Annotated in this window: 15 protein-coding genes; 10 read left to right on the top strand and 5 right to left on the bottom strand. The window is 37.2% G+C overall.

Annotated elements, in window-relative coordinates; translation table 11 throughout:
* Positions 1-769: 769 nt before the first annotated feature.
* The 7 genes from atpH (at position 770) to GGR08_RS00115 (ending at position 8,645) form a co-directional block, all read left to right on the top strand.
* Entirely contained in the window at positions 770-1,354 is a 585-nt protein-coding gene (gene atpH, locus GGR08_RS00145) for an ATP synthase F1 subunit delta (RefSeq protein WP_183193400.1), read from the top strand.
* Positions 1,354-2,889, top strand: coding sequence for a F0F1 ATP synthase subunit alpha (gene atpA, locus GGR08_RS00140; protein WP_183193399.1), 1,536 nt, complete (start codon positions 1,354-1,356; stop codon positions 2,887-2,889). The genes atpH and atpA overlap by 1 nt, the downstream gene beginning before the upstream one ends.
* 20 nt (positions 2,890-2,909) lie before the next feature.
* Positions 2,910-3,818 carry a F0F1 ATP synthase subunit gamma gene (locus GGR08_RS00135; RefSeq protein WP_183193398.1) on the top strand — a complete coding sequence of 303 codons (909 nt, stop codon included), beginning with the start codon at positions 2,910-2,912 and terminating at the stop codon, positions 3,816-3,818.
* A 19-nt stretch (positions 3,819-3,837) separates the two neighbouring features.
* Complete coding sequence (gene atpD, locus GGR08_RS00130; RefSeq protein WP_183193397.1) at positions 3,838-5,466, top strand: F0F1 ATP synthase subunit beta; 1,629 nt, start codon at positions 3,838-3,840, stop codon at positions 5,464-5,466.
* A gap of 90 nt (positions 5,467-5,556) precedes the next feature.
* Complete coding sequence (gene atpC, locus GGR08_RS00125; protein ID WP_183193396.1) at positions 5,557-5,973, top strand: ATP synthase F1 subunit epsilon; 417 nt, start codon at positions 5,557-5,559, stop codon at positions 5,971-5,973.
* Positions 5,974-5,996: 23 nt separating this feature from the next.
* On the top strand, positions 5,997-7,625 hold the full coding sequence (locus GGR08_RS00120; protein ID WP_183193395.1) for an MFS transporter: 1,629 nt from the start codon (positions 5,997-5,999) through the stop codon (positions 7,623-7,625).
* Positions 7,626-7,655: 30 nt separating this feature from the next.
* Complete coding sequence (locus tag GGR08_RS00115; RefSeq protein ID WP_183193394.1) at positions 7,656-8,645, top strand: HlyD family secretion protein; 990 nt, start codon at positions 7,656-7,658, stop codon at positions 8,643-8,645.
* A 476-nt stretch (positions 8,646-9,121) separates the two neighbouring features.
* Here GGR08_RS00115 and GGR08_RS00110 read toward each other — a convergent pair whose 3' ends face one another.
* Positions 9,122-9,406, bottom strand: a complete 285-nt coding sequence (locus tag GGR08_RS00110) for a hypothetical protein (protein ID WP_183193393.1) — start codon at positions 9,404-9,406, stop codon at positions 9,122-9,124.
* A gap of 897 nt (positions 9,407-10,303) precedes the next feature.
* On the opposite strand from GGR08_RS00110, the gene ispG reads away from it, so the two are divergent.
* Both ispG and GGR08_RS00100 read left to right on the top strand, forming a co-directional pair.
* Positions 10,304-11,545 carry a flavodoxin-dependent (E)-4-hydroxy-3-methylbut-2-enyl-diphosphate synthase gene (ispG, locus tag GGR08_RS00105; RefSeq protein WP_183193392.1) on the top strand — a complete coding sequence of 414 codons (1,242 nt, stop codon included), beginning with the start codon at positions 10,304-10,306 and terminating at the stop codon, positions 11,543-11,545.
* 540 nt (positions 11,546-12,085) lie between these two features.
* Positions 12,086-12,487, top strand: a complete 402-nt coding sequence (locus GGR08_RS00100) for a hypothetical protein (RefSeq protein WP_183193391.1) — start codon at positions 12,086-12,088, stop codon at positions 12,485-12,487.
* Positions 12,488-13,903: 1,416 nt separating this feature from the next.
* On the opposite strand, the gene GGR08_RS00095 is transcribed toward GGR08_RS00100, so the two are convergent.
* Complete coding sequence (locus GGR08_RS00095) at positions 13,904-14,806, bottom strand: polyprenyl synthetase family protein (protein ID WP_183193390.1); 903 nt, start codon at positions 14,804-14,806, stop codon at positions 13,904-13,906.
* 405 nt (positions 14,807-15,211) lie between these two features.
* On the opposite strand from GGR08_RS00095, the gene rpmF reads away from it, so the two are divergent.
* Positions 15,212-15,391 carry a 50S ribosomal protein L32 gene (gene rpmF, locus GGR08_RS00090; RefSeq protein WP_183193389.1) on the top strand — a complete coding sequence of 60 codons (180 nt, stop codon included), beginning with the start codon at positions 15,212-15,214 and terminating at the stop codon, positions 15,389-15,391.
* A 2,067-nt stretch (positions 15,392-17,458) separates the two neighbouring features.
* Here the strand turns inward: rpmF and GGR08_RS00085 are convergent.
* The 3 genes from GGR08_RS00085 to GGR08_RS00075 form a co-directional block, all read right to left on the bottom strand.
* Positions 17,459-18,043 carry a CarD family transcriptional regulator gene (locus GGR08_RS00085; RefSeq protein ID WP_183193388.1) on the bottom strand — a complete coding sequence of 195 codons (585 nt, stop codon included), beginning with the start codon at positions 18,041-18,043 and terminating at the stop codon, positions 17,459-17,461.
* A gap of 310 nt (positions 18,044-18,353) precedes the next feature.
* Positions 18,354-18,692: a ferredoxin FdxA gene (fdxA, locus tag GGR08_RS00080; protein WP_183193387.1), complete on the bottom strand. Its 339-nt coding sequence runs from the start codon at positions 18,690-18,692 to the stop codon at positions 18,354-18,356.
* Between the two features lie 21 nt (positions 18,693-18,713).
* Entirely contained in the window at positions 18,714-20,285 is a 1,572-nt protein-coding gene (locus tag GGR08_RS00075) for a hypothetical protein (RefSeq protein ID WP_183193386.1), read from the bottom strand.
* Positions 20,286-20,721: the final 436 nt, after the last annotated feature.

Raw genomic sequence — 20,721 nt, 5'->3', positions numbered from 1 at the left:
TAAAAGTTGACGCTATTATATTATTTTAGCTCTTAGTGTTACGAGAGCTCCTGATATTGAGAATATTATAGGAGGTGTTTTTTTTAATCGTTTTATCCATCTTTCTTGTTTGTGATGAGCAAAGGATCGATTTTGATAAAAAGATTTGAAGTGAAAAAAATTTATGATGTCAGAAGGGATTCAATATGAAGAATGATATGTTATTATTATAAATCAATATGTTGTATATTTAAAAAATATTTTTAAAAGGAAATATATTTGGTGAAACGTTTAAAGGAGGTGGATATTTGAAGAAAAAATATCGATTTTTTCTTCATGTTAAAGGAGATATCCGTTGTTTTCTTTGCTTATGAGTTTGAAGTAACATATTTTTGCGGTTGCAGCTCGCTTTTCGCGAAAGCTCTTGTAGAGAGAAGAGGGATGGTTTTTAATGCTAAAGAAGAATTGTTTTTGCAGGTGGAAAAAGCATTTGAAGCAAAATAAAAATAAAGGGAGTGAAAAAAAATCTCAAGGAATGCTAAAAAAGGCATAAGAAACCATGATGCCATTTTGCGGATCTAAAAAATTTTTTTCAAAAATATTTTGAATATTTTATCTAAAATTTTTTAAAAGTAGCAATTTGTGGTGTTGCGAGTCAGTTATGTCTATGCTAGAGATCAAGAAGTTTTTGTTCTAGATTTTAAGAAAAAAATTCTTGCAATCGGGAATATCTGTTTCATTTCATCTGATAACTATCAGAGAATCGCTCAAAGGAAAGAGGCGGTATTTCGTGTTAGATTCGTTTTCTCTCATGCCGCTGCCATTAGTAGATCAACGCTATGCGCAAGCGCTTTTTGATTGCGTTCAAGAAGCAGGAAATGTTGAAAAGGTCGAAAAGGCAGTGGAGGATTTTTTGCTTGTCTTGGAGCAAAATGAAGATTTAAAACGCTTTGTGCTTAGCCCATTCTTTTCAGTTAAAGAGCAAATGAAGGTGATGCAATCTGTTTGTAAACACATCAAATTTGCTGATAAAAATGTAGGGCGGGTTATTGGTGATTTTTTGCACGTTATCACAGTAAACCGTAGGCTTGGTGCTCTATGTGGTATTTTACATGCTTTTCAGCGCTGTGTTGCACGCGCTCGTAGCCAAATTACAGCGCAAATTATTTCTGCGCATTCACTGAGTTCTCAACAAAGTCAAGAATTGTGTAAGGCTTTGGAAGGTGTCGTTGGGGGAAAAGTCTTGCTACACATCATCGTGGATCCAACAATCCTTGGTGGATTAATCGTTCGTGTAGGGGCGTTTCAAATTGATACGTCTCTTCTAACAAAATTGTCTTCACTTAAGCTTGCATTGAAAAAAGAGGTCAGCTGATGGATATTAGACCATCTGAAATTTCAAAAATTCTAAAAGAGCAAATCAAAAACTTTGACCAAAAAGCTGAGGTTTCAGAAATTGGTTGGGTTCTCTCTGTGGGGGATGGTATCGCTCGTGTTTATGGTTTGGATAATGTTCAAGCAGGAGAAATGGTCACATTTCCAAATGGGGTATGCGGTATGGCTCTCAATTTGGAAGTTGATAATGTTGGTGTTGTAATTTTTGGTTCAGATCGCGATATTCGTGAAGGGGATTGTGTAAAGCGATTGGGCGCTATTGTGGATGTTCCTGTGGGGACTGCTTTGCTTGGGCGTGTGGTTGATGCTTTGGGGAATCCTATAGATGGTAAAGGTCCTCTTAGGGCAACAGAGCGTCGTCGTATTGATGTTAAGGCGCCAGGGATTATTCCGCGTCAGTCTGTGCATGAACCAATGTCGACTGGATTAAAAGCGATTGATGCACTTATTCCCATTGGACGAGGGCAGCGTGAATTAGTGATTGGTGATCGCCAGACAGGAAAAACAGCGATTTTGCTCGATACATTTTTAAACCAAAAACCTTTTCATGAAAAAGGTGCCGGACGAGATCAAGATAAAGTTTATTGTATTTATGTGGCTATTGGTCAAAAGCGTTCAACGGTGGCGCAATTTGTTAAAGTTTTGGAAGAACATGGTGCGTTGGAATATTCTATTATCGTTGCGGCAACCGCTTCTGATCCAGCGCCATTGCAATTTATTGCACCTCTTGCCGGATGTGCTATGGGTGAATATTTTCGTGATAATGGGCAACATGCTTTGATCGGTTATGATGATTTGTCAAAACAGGCGGTGGCTTACCGTCAAATGTCTCTTTTGTTGCGTCGTCCTCCAGGTCGTGAAGCTTATCCGGGAGATGTTTTCTATCTTCATTCACGTCTTTTGGAGCGGGCTGCAAAGTTGAATGCGGAAAATGGATCCGGGTCGTTGACGGCTTTGCCGGTTATTGAAACGCAAGCAAATGATGTTTCGGCCTATATTCCTACAAATGTAATTTCAATTACTGATGGACAGATTTTTCTGGAGACTAATTTATTTTATCAAGGAATTCGTCCTGCTGTTAATGTTGGTCTTTCTGTGTCGCGTGTTGGTTCTGCAGCGCAAATTAAGGCGATGAAGCAGGTTGCTGGCTCGATTAAAGGTGAATTGGCGCAATATCGTGAAATGGCAGCTTTTGCGCAGTTTGGCTCTGATTTGGATGCATCAACCCAGCGTTTGTTGAATCGGGGAGCGCGCTTGACAGAGCTTTTGAAGCAGCCACAATTTTCTCCACTCAAAACAGAAGAACAGGTGGTGGTTATTTTTGCGGGCGTGAATGGTTATCTAGATGCTTTGGCAGTTTCTGATGTTTCGCGGTTTGAGCAGGGGCTTTTGGTGCTTTTGCGTAGTGATTATCAAGATCTCTTAAAGGCAATTGCAGAGCAAAAGCAGATAACAGATGAGCTGAAAGATAAATTGATAACTGTTCTTAATACTTATGCAAAAAATTTTTCGTGATGAATTGATGGAATGCTTCGATGGCCTCACTAAAGGATCTTAGAGACCGTATTACTTCGGTTAAAGCAACACAAAAGATCACCAAAGCTATGCAGATGGTTGCAGCAGCGAGGTTGCACCGTGCTCAGGAGGCGGCGCAATCTGCACGTCCTTATGCGAAGAAGATGGCTGATATTTTGACCAGTGTTGCTGCTGATGTGGATGGTGTCGATGCGCCTGCTCTTATGCGTGGCACGGGACGAGATGATGTGCATCTCTTAGTGGTGTGTACAGCTGAACGCGGTTTATGTGGTGCTTTTAATGTGCAAATCGCTCGGCGCGCACGTGAACAAATTAAAGCACTGTTGGCAGTCGGTAAAATAGTAAAAATTATTACCGTGGGCAAAAAAGGTGCGGATATTTTATCGCGCGATTACAAGAGTTTGATCGTTGATCACATCGATTTGCATGCTGTAAAGCGAATTAGTTTTGCAGAAGCAGTGATGATCAGTCAACGGGTTGTCGATTTATTCAATGAAGGTGCTTTCGATGTTTGTACATTGTTTTATTCTGAATTTGTTTCAGTAATTAATCAGCGTCCAACAGCGTTTGCTTTGATTCCAATGATCGCTCCAAAAGCGGCCGTTGAGGCAATAGGCGTTGTAGAGCAAAGCAATCACAAAGGTTCACAATCGGTTGTTTATGAATATGAACCTAGTGCTGCTTCTCTTTTAGAGGCGCTCGTGCCGCGCAATCTTTCGGTGCAGATTTTTCAGGCTTTGTTGGAAAATGTTGCTGGTGAAATGGGTGCAAAGATGACGGCTATGGACAATGCATCGCGCAATGCAGGGGAAATGATTAATAAATTGACGGTGGCTTATAATCGTCAACGTCAAGCACAAATTACGACAGAATTGATCGAAATTATTGCGGGCGCTGAAGCGCTTTAAATGGAAAAGGTAAGGATTGATGGTAAAAGCAGTAACCTCAAGCAAAGAAATAGAAAAAGGTGAAAAAAAGAAGCCAGCTGTTCGTTCCAGCGTAAAAAAAGCCACTTCAAAATCTCAGGTGGATGTAAAGGTTTCATCTGCATCTGCGCGTAGTGCGGCTAAAGATATGTCTGGAAAAAAAGATGCATCCACAAAAAAAGAAGAGCGTCCCAAAAATGCTATTGGTGAGATCAAGCAGGTTATTGGAGCTATCGTTGATGTGCAATTTGAAGGTGCGTTGCCAAATATTCTCAACGCTTTGGAGACAGAGAATTTAGGCAATCGCTTGGTGTTAGAAGTTGCGCAGCATTTGGGTGAAAATACCGTGCGTACGATTGCCATGGATACAACTGATGGTTTGATGCGGGGCCAAAAAGTTGTGGATACAGGCGCGCAAATTAGCGTTCCTGTAGGAGAAGCAACGTTGGGGCGTATTATGAATGTGATTGGAGAACCAGTGGATAATGTGGGGCCAATTCGTGCGACCAAAACGCGTTCTATTCATCAAGCCGCACCTGAATATGTCGAGCAATCGACGGTTTCAGAGATTCTTATCACTGGTATTAAAGTCGTGGATTTGTTAGCCCCTTATTCCAAAGGGGGTAAAATTGGTTTGTTTGGTGGTGCTGGTGTTGGAAAAACCGTTCTGATTATGGAGCTTATAAACAATATTGCAAAGGCGCATGGTGGTTATTCTGTATTTGCTGGGGTGGGAGAACGTACACGTGAGGGAAATGATCTTTATTATGAAATGATCGAAAGCCGCGTGAATGTGAATCCAAAAGAAAATAATGGTTCGACGGAAGGGTCAAAATGTGCACTTGTTTATGGACAAATGAATGAGCCACCAGGAGCACGGGCGCGTGTAGCACTTTCAGGATTGACAATTGCAGAAAGCTTCCGTGATGAAGGACAAGATGTTCTCTTCTTTGTGGATAATATTTTTCGTTTCACACAAGCAGGAGCTGAGGTATCAGCTCTTTTAGGGCGTATTCCTTCTGCTGTGGGGTATCAGCCAACTTTAGCAACAGATATGGGAGCTTTGCAAGAACGTATTACAAGCACAAAAACAGGCTCAATTACTTCTGTTCAGGCAATTTATGTTCCAGCAGATGACTTGACGGATCCAGCACCAGCGACGTCTTTTGCCCATTTGGATGCAACAACTGTTCTTTCTCGCTCTATTGCTGAAAAAGGAATTTATCCGGCAGTTGATCCGCTCGACTCTTTCTCGCGCATGTTGGATCCGTTGATTGTGGGAGAAGAGCACTATACTGTTGCTTGTCAAGTGCAGACCATTTTACAACGTTATAGAGCACTTCAGGATATTATTGCTATTCTTGGGATGGACGAACTTTCTGAAGACGACAAATTATTGGTAGGACGGGCGCGTAAAATTGAACGTTTCCTTTCGCAACCTTTCCATGTAGCTGAAGCTTTTACTGGTTCTCCAGGAAAGCTTGTCTCTCTGGAAGATACAATCAAAGGTTTTAAAGGTCTTTGTGCTGGAGATTATGACGATTTACCGGAAGCTGCTTTTTACATGGTGGGATCGATTAATGAAGCACTTGAAAAAGGAAAACGTCTTATGGCAGAGGCTTCTAAGTAAGAAAAAATCTGTCATGAATATTTATCGCTAAAAAGGATAAGTCGTTGAAAAAAACGGATAGGCCTTATATCGAATATTGTGGAGTTTTTTGTGGAAAACAATAGAGAAGAGCATTTTTTGTTTGAGCTTGTGTCACCTGAAAAAATTGTGTTTTCAGAACAGGTAGTTTCTGTTGTTCTTCCTTCAGCTGCAGGTTCTTTGACAGTTATGGCGCATCATGCACCATTGGTGGCAAGCATTGTGTTGGGCGGTATTCGTGTTTGCACTTCTTCGGGTGAGAAATTATTTGCTGTTTGTGGAGGTGTTGCGAATATTACTTTTTCAGGATGCTCTTTATTAGTAGAACATGTGGTGGCTGTAGATCATATTTCTTTTGATGTATTAGAACAGAAAATTTTACAGATTCAAGCAACATTAGAGGGGGGAGAAAGTGATGAGGACAACCATAAAATAAAGGCTTTTTTCCAGCAGTTGTCAGCTGATGCCGCTGTATTGATAGAGGCGTAACAGAGTATACAGGAAAAAGTAACATGATCGGGAGAAAGAGTGCGGTTGTGTCTGCTAAAAGAGGCGGAAAACCTTTCCCTCGTCCTGGTCGTGTTTTTGCGGGACCTTGGCCAAAATGTTTTGTTTATATTTTTGCTTCTCTTATTTTGCAATGGGCTTATGGTTTAGGGGCTAATATTGTTCAGTCTAATATTGTCCATCTTACCGGCGATTTTCACGCAAATTTGGCTGAGACAACATGGTTGGTTGCTGCCTATATGGCACCAAATGTGAGTGTAGCGATTATGTTGATCAAAATCCGCTATCAATTTGGTTTGCGGGCTTTTGCTGAATTATCAATTCTTGGCTTTGTTTTGGTTTGCGTGTTGCAGCTCTTTGTTACGGATTTACGCTCGGCATTGATTATTCGCTTTTTTGCTGGTATTGCTGCTGCCCCTTTGGCTTCGCTTGCATTACTTTATATGATGGAGGCTTTTGCACCTGCAAAGAAATTTACTGTTGGTCTTAGTTTGAATTATATGAATGCGGCTTTAGCAGCTCCTTTATCACGTTTGATTTCTCCTGATTTGATGGAAAATGGTGGTTTTTCCAATCTTTCTGCTCTGGAAATGGGGTTGGTGCTTATCAGTTTGGTCTGTATCTATACTTTGCCTCTTACTCCAGTTGTCCGTAGTAAGGTTATTCAAAGGTTAGATTGGATAAGCTATGGTTTGATTGCCCTTGGTCTTGGATTAAATGCCGTGATTATGTCTGTTGGCATATTGTATTGGTGGTATGAAGCACCTTGGATTGGTTGGGGCCTCGCACTTGCTGTCTTCTCACTGACTATTGCTATTATTATTGAGCTTAATAGAGAAAAACCATTGATTGATTTGCGTTGGATTTTCAGTAAAGAAATGGTCCAATCTGTTTTTATTTTATTGATCTTTCATGTTTTCTTGTTAGAGAGGTCAACTTTACCCGTAGGTTTTTTTAAGCTTTTTGGTCTGTTCAATCGTGAAATGGCTCCTATGTATCTTGCGGTGACATTGGGGACGTTATTGGGGGGGGCAGTTTGTGTCTTTTTTTTACGCGCAGGACGTGAGGATTATTTTTATTTGTTAGCTTTGGGTTGTTTGGCGTTGGGAGCTTATTTAGATAGTCATGTAAATCATTTAACGCGTCCACGAGATATGATGTTGAGTCAAGGATTGGTGAGTTTTAGTTATGCACTTTTTTTGCCTCCTGCTCTTTTCAAAGGGTTTGTGATAGCTGGGGCACGAGGACCGCGTTACGTTTTAAGCTTTATCGCTGTTTTTTTGCTAACGCAAGTGACCGGGGGGTTGATAGGGGCAGCTTTTTTTGGCAGCCTACAGTTTTATTTCGCCCATAAAAACTTTGAGTCCTTAACACAAAATATTGTTGTTACTGATCCGCTTGTTTCTGCTGAGATGAATACTTTATATTCACCTTCTTATGATGTTGCTATTCCCAATGGCTTGGGGGGGGAGAAGGGCACTTCTATATTGGTCGAGAAATTTAAGTTAACAGCAAATATTTTTGCTTATGATGACGTTTTTCGGCTTTATTTTTATATTTCAATGGTTGTATTCGTTATCTTCCTTGTCACAATGATTGTTAAATCATGCTCTTTGCGAAAATTAGAAAAGTAGAGTAATGTCATAGAAAGAGGGGTGCAAAAAATGATAAAAGCGTTACGGTCAAAAGCTACGATTGTTGCATTCCTATCAGGCGTTACGGGTATTTTGTTGATTTTGTGGGTCTGGAGGCTTCCTCCTTTTGTGAGTAATATCCAAATAACGGATAATGCTTCTATTAAAGGTGATATTATTCTGGTAAGTTCACAAATTTCTGGTGTGATCGCACGAATATATGTGCAAGATTATCAACGTGTTGAAAAGGGAATGTTGTTATTTGAGCTTGATGATTCTCTTTTTCGTCAGCAGTTTGCAAGGGCACAGGCTATTCTCGATTCAAAAAATGCAAAATTGGCAAGTATTGAATTGCAAGCACAGCTTTTACAGGGCGAAATTAATACAGCAGAAATCGAATTGGCGCGTTCGCGGGCATTTTCCAATGTTGTTCCTGAAAGTAAAAAATTAGGCTTTGGTGAGGCAGAAAATTCTGTTTCTCGTCCTTTTTCGCAGCTCTTGACTGCACTTGAAACAAAACGACAATTGCAAAAACAGTTAAATCTTGAACGGCAAAGTTTACAGTCGGAAATTGCGGGAGCTAAAGTGGGTGTTGAGTTGGCAAAACTTAATCTTGATCATACAAAGATTTTATCTCCTCGAACAGGCTATATTGGATTAGTGGGAGCGCGGGTAGGGCAATATGTTATGCCGGGTACACAATTGGTCTCTGTTATTTCTGATGATATTTGGATTATTGCTAATTATAAGGAAACGCAGCTTTCTCAGATGCGTGTGGGGCAACCGGTTGTTTTTTCTGTTGATGCTTTGAACAATAAAAAGTTAACAGGGCGGGTGGTTCGTTTTGCACCTGCTACAGGTTCAGAGTTTTCATTGTTAAAAACGGATACGACAATTGGTAATTTTATCAAAATTGCGCAACGTATTTCAGTACGGATTTCTTTGGATCCCGGGCAGGAAGGAATTGAAAAACTTATTCCTGGAATGTCTGTGGTTACCTATGTGGATACTTCGCAGTAGATCGATTCTGGAGGATAAAAGTTTGGATTTTTTCAGTTTAAGTTTTATACTATTTTCTTATAGTAAGTGGCTATTCACGTTGGAAGAGTTCGTGTGGTTTGTTATAATCCGGCTTTTAAAACTCTTAAAATTCTTATTTGTTATGTTGTCAAGTAATGTTTTTTGGAACATTAAAGCGCCTGCATCTTTAATTTATTCTATTTCTTTTTAAATAATTCAGAAGAGAGGGGTGGAATATTGAAAGTTTTCCTGTAGTTCATAATAATGCCATCCTTTGAGATGTCGTGATACGAACTGTATGTATGAGCAGTAGAAGAGCCTGCTAGACAGGATCATCAATTGGTGAGATGGATGAAAACTTATCCTTTGGGGGAGGGGTATGAAATGCAGAGGAGGGGGTAGAGTGTTGTGTTTTGTAAACTATAAAAATGCCCGCTTTGAAACGGGCATTGAACGGGGAGGTTTTGGTTATATCGTTAATTTTTACGTATTAGAAAGAGGCTTGCTAAAACGACCCCTGCTGCTAATGCAAGGGTTTTTTTAGGGTTTTCTTTCGCTTTTTTCTTTAATTTTGTAGCGTGTTCATTGAGGTGATAAAAGGCGTGACGGCTTTTTTGTTTCCATGTGTTAAACAGCTCAGAAATGTTTTCGAAGCTATCATTTTGAAACTTCCAACGATTTACGGGAACTAGCTCTCTTTTTAAAAGTGCAATACGTTTTTTAATTTTAGCATTTTTGCTATGGGTTGAAAATAGACACATCTACTGACTCCTTCATGTGTTATATGTTGCATGATGGTTGGAATTGTGTTTGGGATTTTTCTATAACGGCTTGAAAATTGAAAAGTTGCATTGATTATACGGTTTCTGGGTGGGATGAAAATTAAAAGTTTGGGTTTTATAGACATTTCTTAATGTGCATGAGTTTATTTCATAAGCGCGTTTGTTAAGGGTAGAAGTTGAAATTTTGTAAAATGGTGTAAGGTCCATTGTACACCTCTATCGTTATTTTATAGAGGTGGAAGATGATGCTTTCATTTTTTGGGGGGCTTGTTTTTTTAAGTGTTGTGGAATAGCCTTTAATCTTTGGAGTGGTTTATGGGGAATCTTTATTCTTTATTTATCGTTTTTATCTACATGTTTGCTTGTGGTGCGTTGGGGAGTGTGATTAATTATTTTAATCTAAGAAGATTTCAAATGGGAAAATCTTACAATATTTGAGTTTGCCATTCAAATTTGTAAAAAGATAGATTATTATAAATCGACATATTGGCTTAATTGGGCGATATTTTTCATGTATTTTTTAAAATTGCATTTTGATGGGTGCTATTTGTTGTGTTGTAAAATACTGTTCTGCGATAACATTAATATGAAATAGGTTTGCAACTTAGAAATACAATATTATCTCTGTTTGATTTCAGTTTCTTTTTGAGGAAACAAAGTGTGAAAGCATAAACTTGAACGGGAATGGTAGAATTTATCCGGTGTGTCTAGAGAATGAATCGCATCTATGAGCTGAATTGCATCAGTGGTTAGCAGGTAAGTCTAGAACAATCTATGAAGATGGGCGGAGGTATAATTTTCATCCTTTGAGGCCGCACGGAGGAAGTCAATGTAAATGATGATTGAGAGTGCAGGTTTTAAAAATTTGAGGAATTAATGAGTACGACCTATGCTTTATTTAAACCACTTGAGCGTCGTTGGTCTGTTAGTGTTGCTGTTGGGGGTGTGATCGTTGGGGGGCAGAGTCCAATCGTTGTACAGTCAATGACCAATACAGATACAGCAGATGTCGATGCAACTGTTGCACAGATTGCTGCCCTTTGGCAAGCTGGTTCACAATTGGTGCGGCTTACTGTTGATCGCGATGAAGCAGCCGCTGCTGTACCAAAAATACGAGAGCGATTGGAAAAATTAGGATTTTTTGTCCCGTTGGTTGGGGATTTTCATTATATTGGCCATAAGCTTTTATCAGAGCATCCTGCGTGTGCTGAAGCACTTGCAAAATATCGCATCAATCCTGGAAATGTTGGTTTTGGCGCAAAAAAAGATCGCCAATTTGCTGAAATTATTGAGATTGCTTGTCGGTATCGTAAACCTATTCGCATTGGTGTGAATTGGGGTTCTCTTGATAACGCGTTGTTAACACGACTTATGGATGAAAATGCACAGCAAGAAAATCCTTTATCTGTTGCTGAAGTTATGCGAGAAACTGTTGTGCAGTCAGCTCTGCAGTCGGCTCTTTGGGCTGAAGAGATGGGATTGGGGCGTAATCAAATTATTCTTTCTGCTAAAGTGAGTGATGTCCAAAATCTTATTGCTGTTTATACTTCCTTGGCAGAGCGCTGTGATTATGCCCTTCATTTGGGATTGACTGAGGCAGGGATGGGAACAAAGGGAATTGTTGCTTCTTCGGTGGCTTTGGGCATTTTATTGCAGCAAGGGATTGGCGATACAATACGAATTTCCTTAACGCCAGAACCTGGTGGTGATCGGACACGAGAAGTAAAAGTGGGGCAGGAACTTTTGCAAGTAATGGGGTTTCAGCAGTTTTTGCCTGTGGTTGCGGCTTGCCCTGGATGTGGGCGTACGACCTCAACGGTTTTTCAACAATTAGCGCAAAAAATTGAAGCGAATTTATACAAAAATATGCCTGTTTGGCGTGAAAAATATCCTGGTGTTGAAAGTTTGAAGGTTGCTGTGATGGGATGTATCGTCAATGGACCGGGAGAATCAAAACATGCGGATATTGGAATTTCATTGCCTGGAATGGGGGAAAGTCCAGCAGCACCTGTTTTTATTGAAGGAAAAAAGGTGAAGATTTTGCGTGGAGAACATATTGCTGAGGAATTTGAATCTCTCTTGAGTGATTATATTCATACACGCTTTGGGCAGGGATAAAATAGATTCTTGGAATTTCTTTGCTTGTAAATCAATATTCAGTCCTCATTTAGCCGCATGTTGAAAAAAAGCTAATTGTTCTAAATTGAAACGCTTTTGTATTGTTTTCAAAAATTTCTCCTTGATGACATTACTTTCATAGCAGAGCACTTAAAAACTAAACGTAACATTATCTCCAAAACATTTTTATGATTTTTTTGTAAAGTTGAATAAATCGTATTATGATTTTGCATAATTAATGAGGTAGTTTTCGTTGTTTTAAAAACCTTATTATTTAATTTTTTAGACAAAAACTTCACTGTTTGAAGATCATAAGGTTGTATGATTCCTTCGATTTACAGATTGTAGTCATATGAGTTTACAGAGTAAAGGTGCGTTGCTATAGTTTCTTTATTTTGTGCTTATAAGAAAAGCATTATTATGGTTGACTCTGCTGGATGCTGAAAAGCTTTTTTAGAATAAAATATAAACTCTTATAATCGGTACATATTTTGTTGATTATTTAGCCAATATATGGATATCGCGGCGTTTTTAATGTTGATGACAACACCATTTGGTTGGTTTTTTCTTGATGACCTTAAAGGGGAGAGAAAAAACCAAAAAGCGAATTCTCTTATTTATAAAGCTGATTCTCTGATCTTGCACGCTCAACTCTTGGTTAGTTTTCTCTTTATAAAACTAAGTGAAAAAGTAAATTTTATTTTATGGTTGTTTCTTTCAGTTTTACTGATTTTTGCAATGGTTTTCTTTGAGCTGAAAAAAGAACTTGCTGTTATTTTAGTCTGTATGATTTTTTATTTAATTAAGGATAAATATCTTCTTGTAGAAGTTATTTTGCATGATGGTATGAATGATTATTTCAAAGCTACATATGAATTTTTCTTGGAAACCGTTGGGGGATTTAGCTTATTGGTATTTTTACATGAGTGCATCTATGGTTAATATATTTTTTTCTCATTCGTTGATATTTGGGGTATCTATTTATTGGTTTATCTGTTGATAGATTTTTTAAAAAGTTCTAAAGAAATTTTAATGAGAATAGTAGCGTGTTGTCGCGTGTGTTTTGTGGGGTTTTATAGTGGGTTAAGGCTTTAAGTTATTAAAGCGCATCATTATTTCAAATGTTAAATAAAAAACCGAATATTTTCAGTTTTCCTTATTTCAAATCTGGCTATATTAAATCAATCAAAATCATGTTTCTTGTCCATTATAAATTGGCTTGAGGTAAAAGTTATTGAAGAAGGAAGTACAAGTACTTCTTGTGAATCTTTTCACGCGCTAGAATCTTTGATACAACAGAAAGCTGACAAAGAAAATGATTGTACCAGATTATGCCTTTATCAAGGAGTAATCATGGTATACACTAGCTTTTTTCTTCTTGTTTGTATTTTTGATACTACTTCACTAAGTAGAGTTCAAGGGAAGGAAATTTATAGTCTCTTCCGACAGGATTTTTTCATTGCTGATTTTATTATTGGTATCTTTAGCGGATTATACTACTATCTCCCTTAAAATATAAGTCATCTTTTTAAGATAATTTTTATAGCTCGCATGCTTATTGTGAGTAGTTTTTCTTCAATTGTACAGTGAGTTCTGTATTTTCTGATGTTAGAAGATATTCTTGGCTAAATAATAAAAAAATTATTTATGGAGTTTCTGAGTGACATATCCCTTTGGATAGATCGTAAAATCAAATGCAGCAATAATTTGATATAAATAAGCTCAAAACAAAAATATATATTAGCATAGTTGATGAGAATCATCTAAATCAAATAAATTATGTTTATTAAAAGGTTAGAGTGGGGAAATCATAATATATAACGCGTGTTATAGTATTTATAGCTTTTTTTCTACATCATTATTATTGCGATGTATTCGCGTAGATAGTCTAGAGTAGTACAATAAACTTTATGAAGAATGTATAAGTAAAAAATACGATTTTCTCCCGAGAGTATTATGCTTTTTTATTGTCTTTTACGGGCTTATAAAATGTCCTGTTTTATCCTTATCCTGTTTATTTTTACTTTCTAGTAGAAGATGAAAACATAAAGGAGAAAACGAGTTTTCCTTTTTACAGTCGTTTTTTATTCGGCTTTAAAGTCTTCATGCCAATATCTTTTAAAGTGTGGAAATTACGCATAACTTTACCATTTTCATTTTTTAATGGAGTATCTTTCATGCAATAGGACTCCTTGAATATATTTATGTTATAAATTTGTGCACTTGGTTTAATGCCCTCAATGTTTGTCACATCCATTTCATGATAGAAGCTATAATGTAGATCAATGATATTGAAGTTTCTTTGAAAAATCTATTATGCATTCAACAAAGAGAATGCGTACAATCGGGAGACGAAGTTTAATTTTTGCGTGTAGCGCTAAAGCGAGCTGCTTGGTGGAGAGGGAGTGCTTTAGGATCAAAAGGGTGTAAGAGTGCTTCTGCTTTTGTAATCAGTTTATCGCGTTTTTTTTGCGTTTCTTTAATGCCATAAAGACGAACAAAAGTTGCTTTTTGTGCTGTTTCATCTTTCCCAGCAGTTTTTCCTAGAGTTTGCGTGTTGGCGGTGACATCAAGAAGGTCATCGGTTAATTGAAATGCTAAACCAAGATAGGTACCAAAAGCAGTAAGCTTTTCGGTTAATTCTTTGGATGCATTACCAATGATGGCACCTGCTTGGCAAGCAAAGCTTATGAGGGTTGCTGTTTTCATGCGTTGTAGAGTGATGATGTCAATATTTTCTTGCGGGCGTTTTTCAGCTTCAAGATCCAGCATTTGCCCACCTAGCATACCACCAAGTCCTGCTGATTGTGCAAGAGATGTGATCAATTTTATTCTAATGTCTGTGGATAATCCACACGCTTTATGGGCAATAATTTCAAAGGCAAATGTCAAAAGAGCATTGCCTGCTAAAATTGCTGTTGCTTCATCAAATGCTAGGTGGACGGTGGGTTTTCCACGCCGGAGTGTATCATTATCCATAGCAGGAAGATCATCGTGAATGAGCGAATAACAGTGAATACACTCTAAAGCACATGCAACATCGAGAGAATGTTCTATTGGGATATCAAAAAGTGCAGCGCTTTGAATCACAAGAAAAGGACGTAGGCGTTTTCCACCGTTCAATACACCATAACGCATGGCTTTGATTAATTTTTCAGGGCGTAAAATTTCACCATTTTGGATTTCATCATTTAACAATATGGTTAATCGTTTTTCAACGGCGTGGCCATGTTCTGCAAGAAGGGTGGTAAATTCGTGCATTCTTGCTTCCTTTGTTTTAAGAAAATGAAATTATAAAGTTCAAACAGAAAAGATGTTGCTTCTACTTAATTTTCATAAATTTGCGTAGGTTTTCATTAAAAATCAACTTCTCTTTTAGGCTATATCGCCACTGTAGAGACAAATTCCTTTTAAAGCAAAATAAAAATTAAATAAAAGTCTTATGAAAATGCTTTCATTTTTGGATAAAATGCTTAAATTCTACGAAGAATGGTCGATATTCATTTAGGTGTTGTGAACATTCTTTATGATAAAAGGAAGATCATTTTGACATTGCCTCTTCTTTTTTATCAGTGTATAATGCTCCAGAATTTTATGGTGTTTTAACTAAAGCGTTGTCATTTTGACGTTAGCTTTTTTTGTTTAATGGATTTGGAGTGTCTTTTTATGGCTGTACCTAAACGAAAAACCTCTCCAGCAAAGAGGGGCATGCGCCGTTCGGCTGATGCTCTGAAGGTGCCGACTTATATCGAGGATAAAAATTCTGGTGAATTGCGTCGTCCTCATCATATTGATTTGAAAACGGGAATGTATCGTGGGCGTTCTGTCTTAGTGGTTAAGAACTGAGCGTTTTATTTCTTTTCCAGTCTAGAATTAATTCTTCCTTGAAACATCGGTAAATGCTTGGGATAAGCGTGGGGAGCCGAGGGTTTTTGTCATAGAAAATTGTTGGAGATGATTTTCTTGTTTCCTTGAGACGCTGTAAAGGATGACTTGTATACAGTTCTTTTCAGATGTTTTAATTGAACTTTTTGTTGAATTTAGTATAAGCAGCTCGGTGATGGAATCGTTTTCCTTAAGAAGATTCTTAAAAATAGCTTATAGAGAAGTTAAAAGGTGAAAATAATCAATGCTATCATAATGTAAAACTGTATAGTTCATTTGCATTGTTCTTAATTTTATTCATCTATCTATCTTTTAAGGGGGTGTATATTTCTAATCTTGTTAGACTGTAAAATATTTTCATTTAGGGTGATTATATAAGACTCAGACGAGATTTGAAATATGAGCTGTTTTGCTGAGAATATCTGATGAAATATTGAAGGTAATGGTTTGTCCATAGAACTTATATTGTGGTCTGTATTTCTCAGGAAAAGAATTATGATTTATGCTCATGTTGTATTGGCAGATAAAAATGATGCATTATTTTACGCTGTGAATGAAAGATCTATCGTAGGATTGTCTCGTTTTAAATTGGTTCCGTGCAATCTGATAACAGTTACTTGCTTATAACGCTATAGGGGGTAGGGGGATAAAATTCTATAAGAAAGGAGAAAATGTCTGTAATGAATGATTTTAAATGCAAAGCTTAGTTGCAATGTGGAAAGCTAAGTATATTTTGATAACAGCAGACTTCCTTATGAGAAAAAAAACTTTAGTAAGATAAAGGGTATGCTTATTTGATAATATTTAGTACTTCTGATGATAAAGGTATATAAGGCTTTTTTTATGAGTATTACGCTTTCTTTTCATATTTTTGAGTTAAGAATTTTTCATATATTTTTCTTATCTTTATGAATATAAAGAATTTATTACGAACGCTTGTGAAATAAGTCAACGTAAAATCGGATGTGTCATGCATGGGGTTTTGCGAAGTATTTTGTTAAAGCCGGTATGGTTCTTCAATCCATAGCTGGTTTATTAAGGATTTTATGGGATTGCTTGTCTCATACAGTTTGTGCTTTTTTGCTGTCTGTCGATCAATATTCAATTCCCTGCAGAATGTTTGAAACAATGATTAAGACTTTTAAAGGTTTTATGATTCGTTCCAGATTTTGTGTGTCTTATTAGTGTAAGAATATTGCATATAGCTTTTTGCATAGTCATTGCAATGAAAATCTAGCTTTATTTCGAAAAAATATGAACTTGCAAATGTAAATACCAACATTCGTTTTTATTGTTGTTTTTTTAATTTAGCTTTATATTTTTTAAAAGCATTGAAAGAAGCGCTTTTTAAAGAGTAAAGATTACAGTTTGTTTCACATTTTTGTTTTTTTCATTTTCTATGGGCGTAAGCTTTTCTCATGCAAAACAAAACATCCAATACAAAATACATTTATGTTGTACATTTGTGCGGTTTAAGAAATATTTCTTAATGTTGATCTCACCTATTTTATAACGGTGTTTATGAATAATACAAGGGTAAAGTTTCTGTAAAGTGTATAAACTTCATAGGGTATTATGGTCGTTAAACGTAATCAAAGAGCAGATTGTCACCGTCATGACATTTGCAAGCTCTCAATGTTGTTTACAGCTTTTGGTCCTTGAGCTGGTTCATGAATAGGTATTTTGGGTTTTTTCTTGTACAGTTTTACCTGATAAGCTAGTTTTGCTTGTGGTATGCAAGAAAGTGTTTTTGATTGATTCAATATAAGAGAAATTTAAAATAAGCGAATCATACGATCTTCAGAGGTTTAATTTAATATGAATTGCACTATATTATGATTTTAAATCGATATTTATCTATAGATCAAGCAAATGAGGGTTCAGTTGGTAGATTTCACTAACAAGTTAGACTGTTTATAGATTGGTGCTGGTTAAAAAATCTTCTCCTTGAAAGCATAAAAGATGTTAAAAAATAAAACCAGCAAAGAGCTGGTTTTATAAAAATATCTTGTTAGAGGGAAGAGTGCATTATGCAGCGTAGACGGCTTTATTATCTCCCTCTGTCTCTTCTCTTTCAGTTTTAAATTCATGTTTCGGTTTGTTGGAAAGATGCATCTCTATAAGATTGATAGCTTCCGTTTCAGAAAGACGATTAATAACCGCAATTTCGCGGGCCATTCTTTCGAGAGCAGCAGTATAAAGTTGACGTTCAGAATAGGATCGCTCGGGCTGTAAGGTAGAGCGGAAAAGATCACGCACTACTTCAGCAATACAAATAAGATCTCCTGAGTTGATTTTAGCGTCATATTCTTGTGCGCGGCGCGACCACATGGTTCGTTTAATACGCGCTTTTCCGTGTAAGATTTTTAAGGCACGTTCGACCGAATCACCAGCAGATAATTTCCGCATTCCAATGGAAAGGGCTTTTGCAATGGGGACTTTGATATCCATTTTGTCTTTCGCAAAATGAATGACAAAAAGTTTTAATTTATGTCCTGCAACTTCCTGATCTTCAATTGCTATAATTTGTCCTACTCCATGAGTAGGGTAGACGATATATTCAGAAGTTGCAAATTCTTTAGTCTTGGAGGATGTTCCATGCTGGGATGCCATATTTTAGTTTACTCCCTTATGATCAACAAATGTATCGGAAAACAGGTTATAAACCTGAGGGTTGAGTTTTCTTTAACCAAGTATATTGTCAATTTAAGCGAGTATAAAAGCTGCATACTTTTAAATTCAACAGAAATACATTGCTTTACTACAAAAAGCAAAGAAAAATACTTAGAAAGATGATCATGTTAAAATAACATTAACATCAAATGTTAAAAGAATCAATCATTTCGCTTAAGGATTTTTTTTTATTTTTACAAAAAAAGTCTTTCAATTGTTGAAAAAGGAGGGGGTGTACACAGTATCATTACTATTCTCCACTTCCTGGATTTTCCGAAAAATACTTTTCTAGTTTATTTGGAACACCATCCATCTCTTTCGCTTGAGGAAGAGGCTCTTTTTTGGTTGTCAGATTAGGCCATTTGTTTGCGTAATGAAGATTAAGTTCTAACCACTTTTCGAGCCCTGGTTCTGTATCAGGCTTAATTGCTTCTGCTGGACATTCTGGTTCGCAAACACCACAATCAATACATTCATCGGGGTGAATGACCAACATATTTTCACCTTCATAAAAACAGTCAACAGGGCACACTTCAACGCAATCAGTATATTTGCAATGAATGCAGTTGTCGGTTACTACATAAGCCAAGATCAAACTCCATTTGTTACTTTAATGCTCTTTAGAAGAAGGTGTGTGCGTATTTTGATGCTTGGTGAGTTGATCGCGTAGCACAGCTAATTTCGCAAAAGGTGAATCAGGATTAAGGCGTTTTTCTTTTTGAAAGGGTTTATGATTCGCACGTTTCCCTTGGAATTTCTGGTGTTTATGAGAACATTTCATTTGTGATGAGGCTTCTTGAGGGGAATTCTCATTTTCTTTTTCCCCCTTTTTTACAGCATCCTTCAGCTTATTTTGCCACTTATTTCCAGATTTATCACGTTTTTTTTGTGGAGAGTGGTGAGATTGATGCCTATAATGCCATAACAAGATAATCTTATCTTTTGCTGCAAAGAGGGGAGGATTGGAAAAAATTCCAACAGGTTCAGCTTCCGGTAAATGATTGGGATTATTGGGATGTTTTTCAACACAAGAGGATGAAACGTTTGAAGATGAGGTATTTTTTTCTTCTTGTGTTGTTTCTGAAGCTTGCCATTGCCTACCAACACATTCTGCTGCAGGAACATTTCGGGCTGTTCCATTGTTAGGAGAAGAGCTTTTGTGAGAAAGGAGATTTTGTTCAAAAACAACACTGTTTATGCTGTACGATTGATAGCCAAGCCCTTTGAGGATTTCTTCCATATCATTTCCATTGGCCCCTAGAATGGACATCATGGTTGGTGTAATAAAAAAACTTTTTCCGTCGTAGGCACCATCAGGTTTGGGATCACTTCCTTGTTTCCAATGAAGTGCAGGGCGGATGAGATTTGCAAGACGTTCTAAAATATCAATTCGGACTGCACGTTGTCCTAAGATTCGGTAACCGGCTAATTGATAAAATTGATGGTTATAGGTGGGATCAACAATCAAAGAGGTTCGACCCGCTGATAATGCTGCAAAAATTTCACCCAAACCAGTTTGATCTGCTCCCGCATTTTGAAGATTCCATAGAAGGGTAATGGCTTGAACTGGGGAGGGTTTAAGCATGCCTGCAATATAGATATGAAAAGCGCCAAAACGCACGCCTAGACGCCGAAGGATAGTTCGTGATTCTTGCGCAAGATTTTTAACAATATCTAAGACTTCGCGACGAGGTAAAATCCCTAAAGAGTTAACCAGTTGTAAGGCAAGATTGTGCGTTGAATCCGTTAAATTATCAGCATTGCGTAAATCGAAGAGGGGTTTTAAAGCGGTTTCAAAATGAAAGGTTACAAAACGCTCTAATCGTTTTACAACGTTATCGCGAGATTCGCCTGTGAGTTGTGCATCCGCTAAAATAATCAGTTTGGGTTTGAAAAAATCTTCTGTTGCTACAAGTTGTCCTACGGGTTGACCAATCCAGCGTACAATGCCATCAGAACTGAGGGTAAAATCTCCATTGGCACAAGCACAAAAACGCATTGCGCGCTTGGAAAAAGCAAGAACCAAATTTTCATTCTTTGTTGAAGTTTGATGATCAGGTGTTTGATCGGTACCGTGTTTGTTGGCATAAAAACGAAAACCTTCAAATTTTCCTTGTCCGTGTTTTTCAATGAGAATATCATCTTGAAGAATTTCATGCTGTTGAACAATCTTGCTATTCATGATTATTTTCTTTCTCAGTCCAGACTAGTAAAAAGCTTTCTGCGTCAATTTTATAATGATGTTATTTCTTTAACACGTTTGTTGCGTTTGCTTCAATCACTCTTGTCGTTTTTTGATGTTTCTTTTTGCACCTTTAAAAATTAGGTGATTTTTTTATTCAGGTTTCATTCAGCTAAGATGCTTTATGCTTGTAAATTACACTTATTAGTTGTAATGTAAAGCTGAAAGCATGAATAAGTTCTTCAATTTAAAAGGAAACGGAATCAGTCATTAAAAAACAGCTTTTGTTTTGCCTGATTATTTTATTTTTTTGCTGTTTTATCATGAAAAATGAAAAGAATTTTTTCAAATAGTTCATAGACTAAAAGGCATACTATAAAGGCGCTTTGTAGGTGAAATTGTATCTTATGACAAGAAGTTTTACCATAACAATAAA

This window comes from Bartonella fuyuanensis, from assembly GCF_014197255.1.
Lineage (GTDB): Bacteria > Pseudomonadota > Alphaproteobacteria > Rhizobiales > Rhizobiaceae > Bartonella > Bartonella fuyuanensis.
Note: the sequence above shows the minus strand (reverse complement) of the source record. Positions and strands in the feature narration are given on the sequence as shown.

Coding starts and splice junctions, on each gene's coding strand:
- atpA (WP_183193399.1), top strand. CDS start 1,354: ATGGATATTAGACCATCTGAAATTTCAAAAATTCTAAAAGAGCAAATC.
- GGR08_RS00135 (WP_183193398.1), top strand. CDS start 2,910: ATGGCCTCACTAAAGGATCTTAGAGACCGTATTACTTCGGTTAAAGCA.
- atpD (WP_183193397.1), top strand. CDS start 3,838: ATGGTAAAAGCAGTAACCTCAAGCAAAGAAATAGAAAAAGGTGAAAAA.
- GGR08_RS00120 (WP_183193395.1), top strand. CDS start 5,997: ATGATCGGGAGAAAGAGTGCGGTTGTGTCTGCTAAAAGAGGCGGAAAA.
- GGR08_RS00115 (WP_183193394.1), top strand. CDS start 7,656: ATGATAAAAGCGTTACGGTCAAAAGCTACGATTGTTGCATTCCTATCA.
- GGR08_RS00110 (WP_183193393.1), bottom strand. CDS start 9,406: ATGTGTCTATTTTCAACCCATAGCAAAAATGCTAAAATTAAAAAACGT.
- ispG (WP_183193392.1), top strand. CDS start 10,304: ATGAGTACGACCTATGCTTTATTTAAACCACTTGAGCGTCGTTGGTCT.
- GGR08_RS00100 (WP_183193391.1), top strand. CDS start 12,086: ATGACAACACCATTTGGTTGGTTTTTTCTTGATGACCTTAAAGGGGAG.
- GGR08_RS00095 (WP_183193390.1), bottom strand. CDS start 14,806: ATGCACGAATTTACCACCCTTCTTGCAGAACATGGCCACGCCGTTGAA.
- rpmF (WP_183193389.1), top strand. CDS start 15,212: ATGGCTGTACCTAAACGAAAAACCTCTCCAGCAAAGAGGGGCATGCGC.
- GGR08_RS00085 (WP_183193388.1), bottom strand. CDS start 18,043: ATGGCATCCCAGCATGGAACATCCTCCAAGACTAAAGAATTTGCAACT.
- GGR08_RS00075 (WP_183193386.1), bottom strand. CDS start 20,285: ATGAATAGCAAGATTGTTCAACAGCATGAAATTCTTCAAGATGATATT.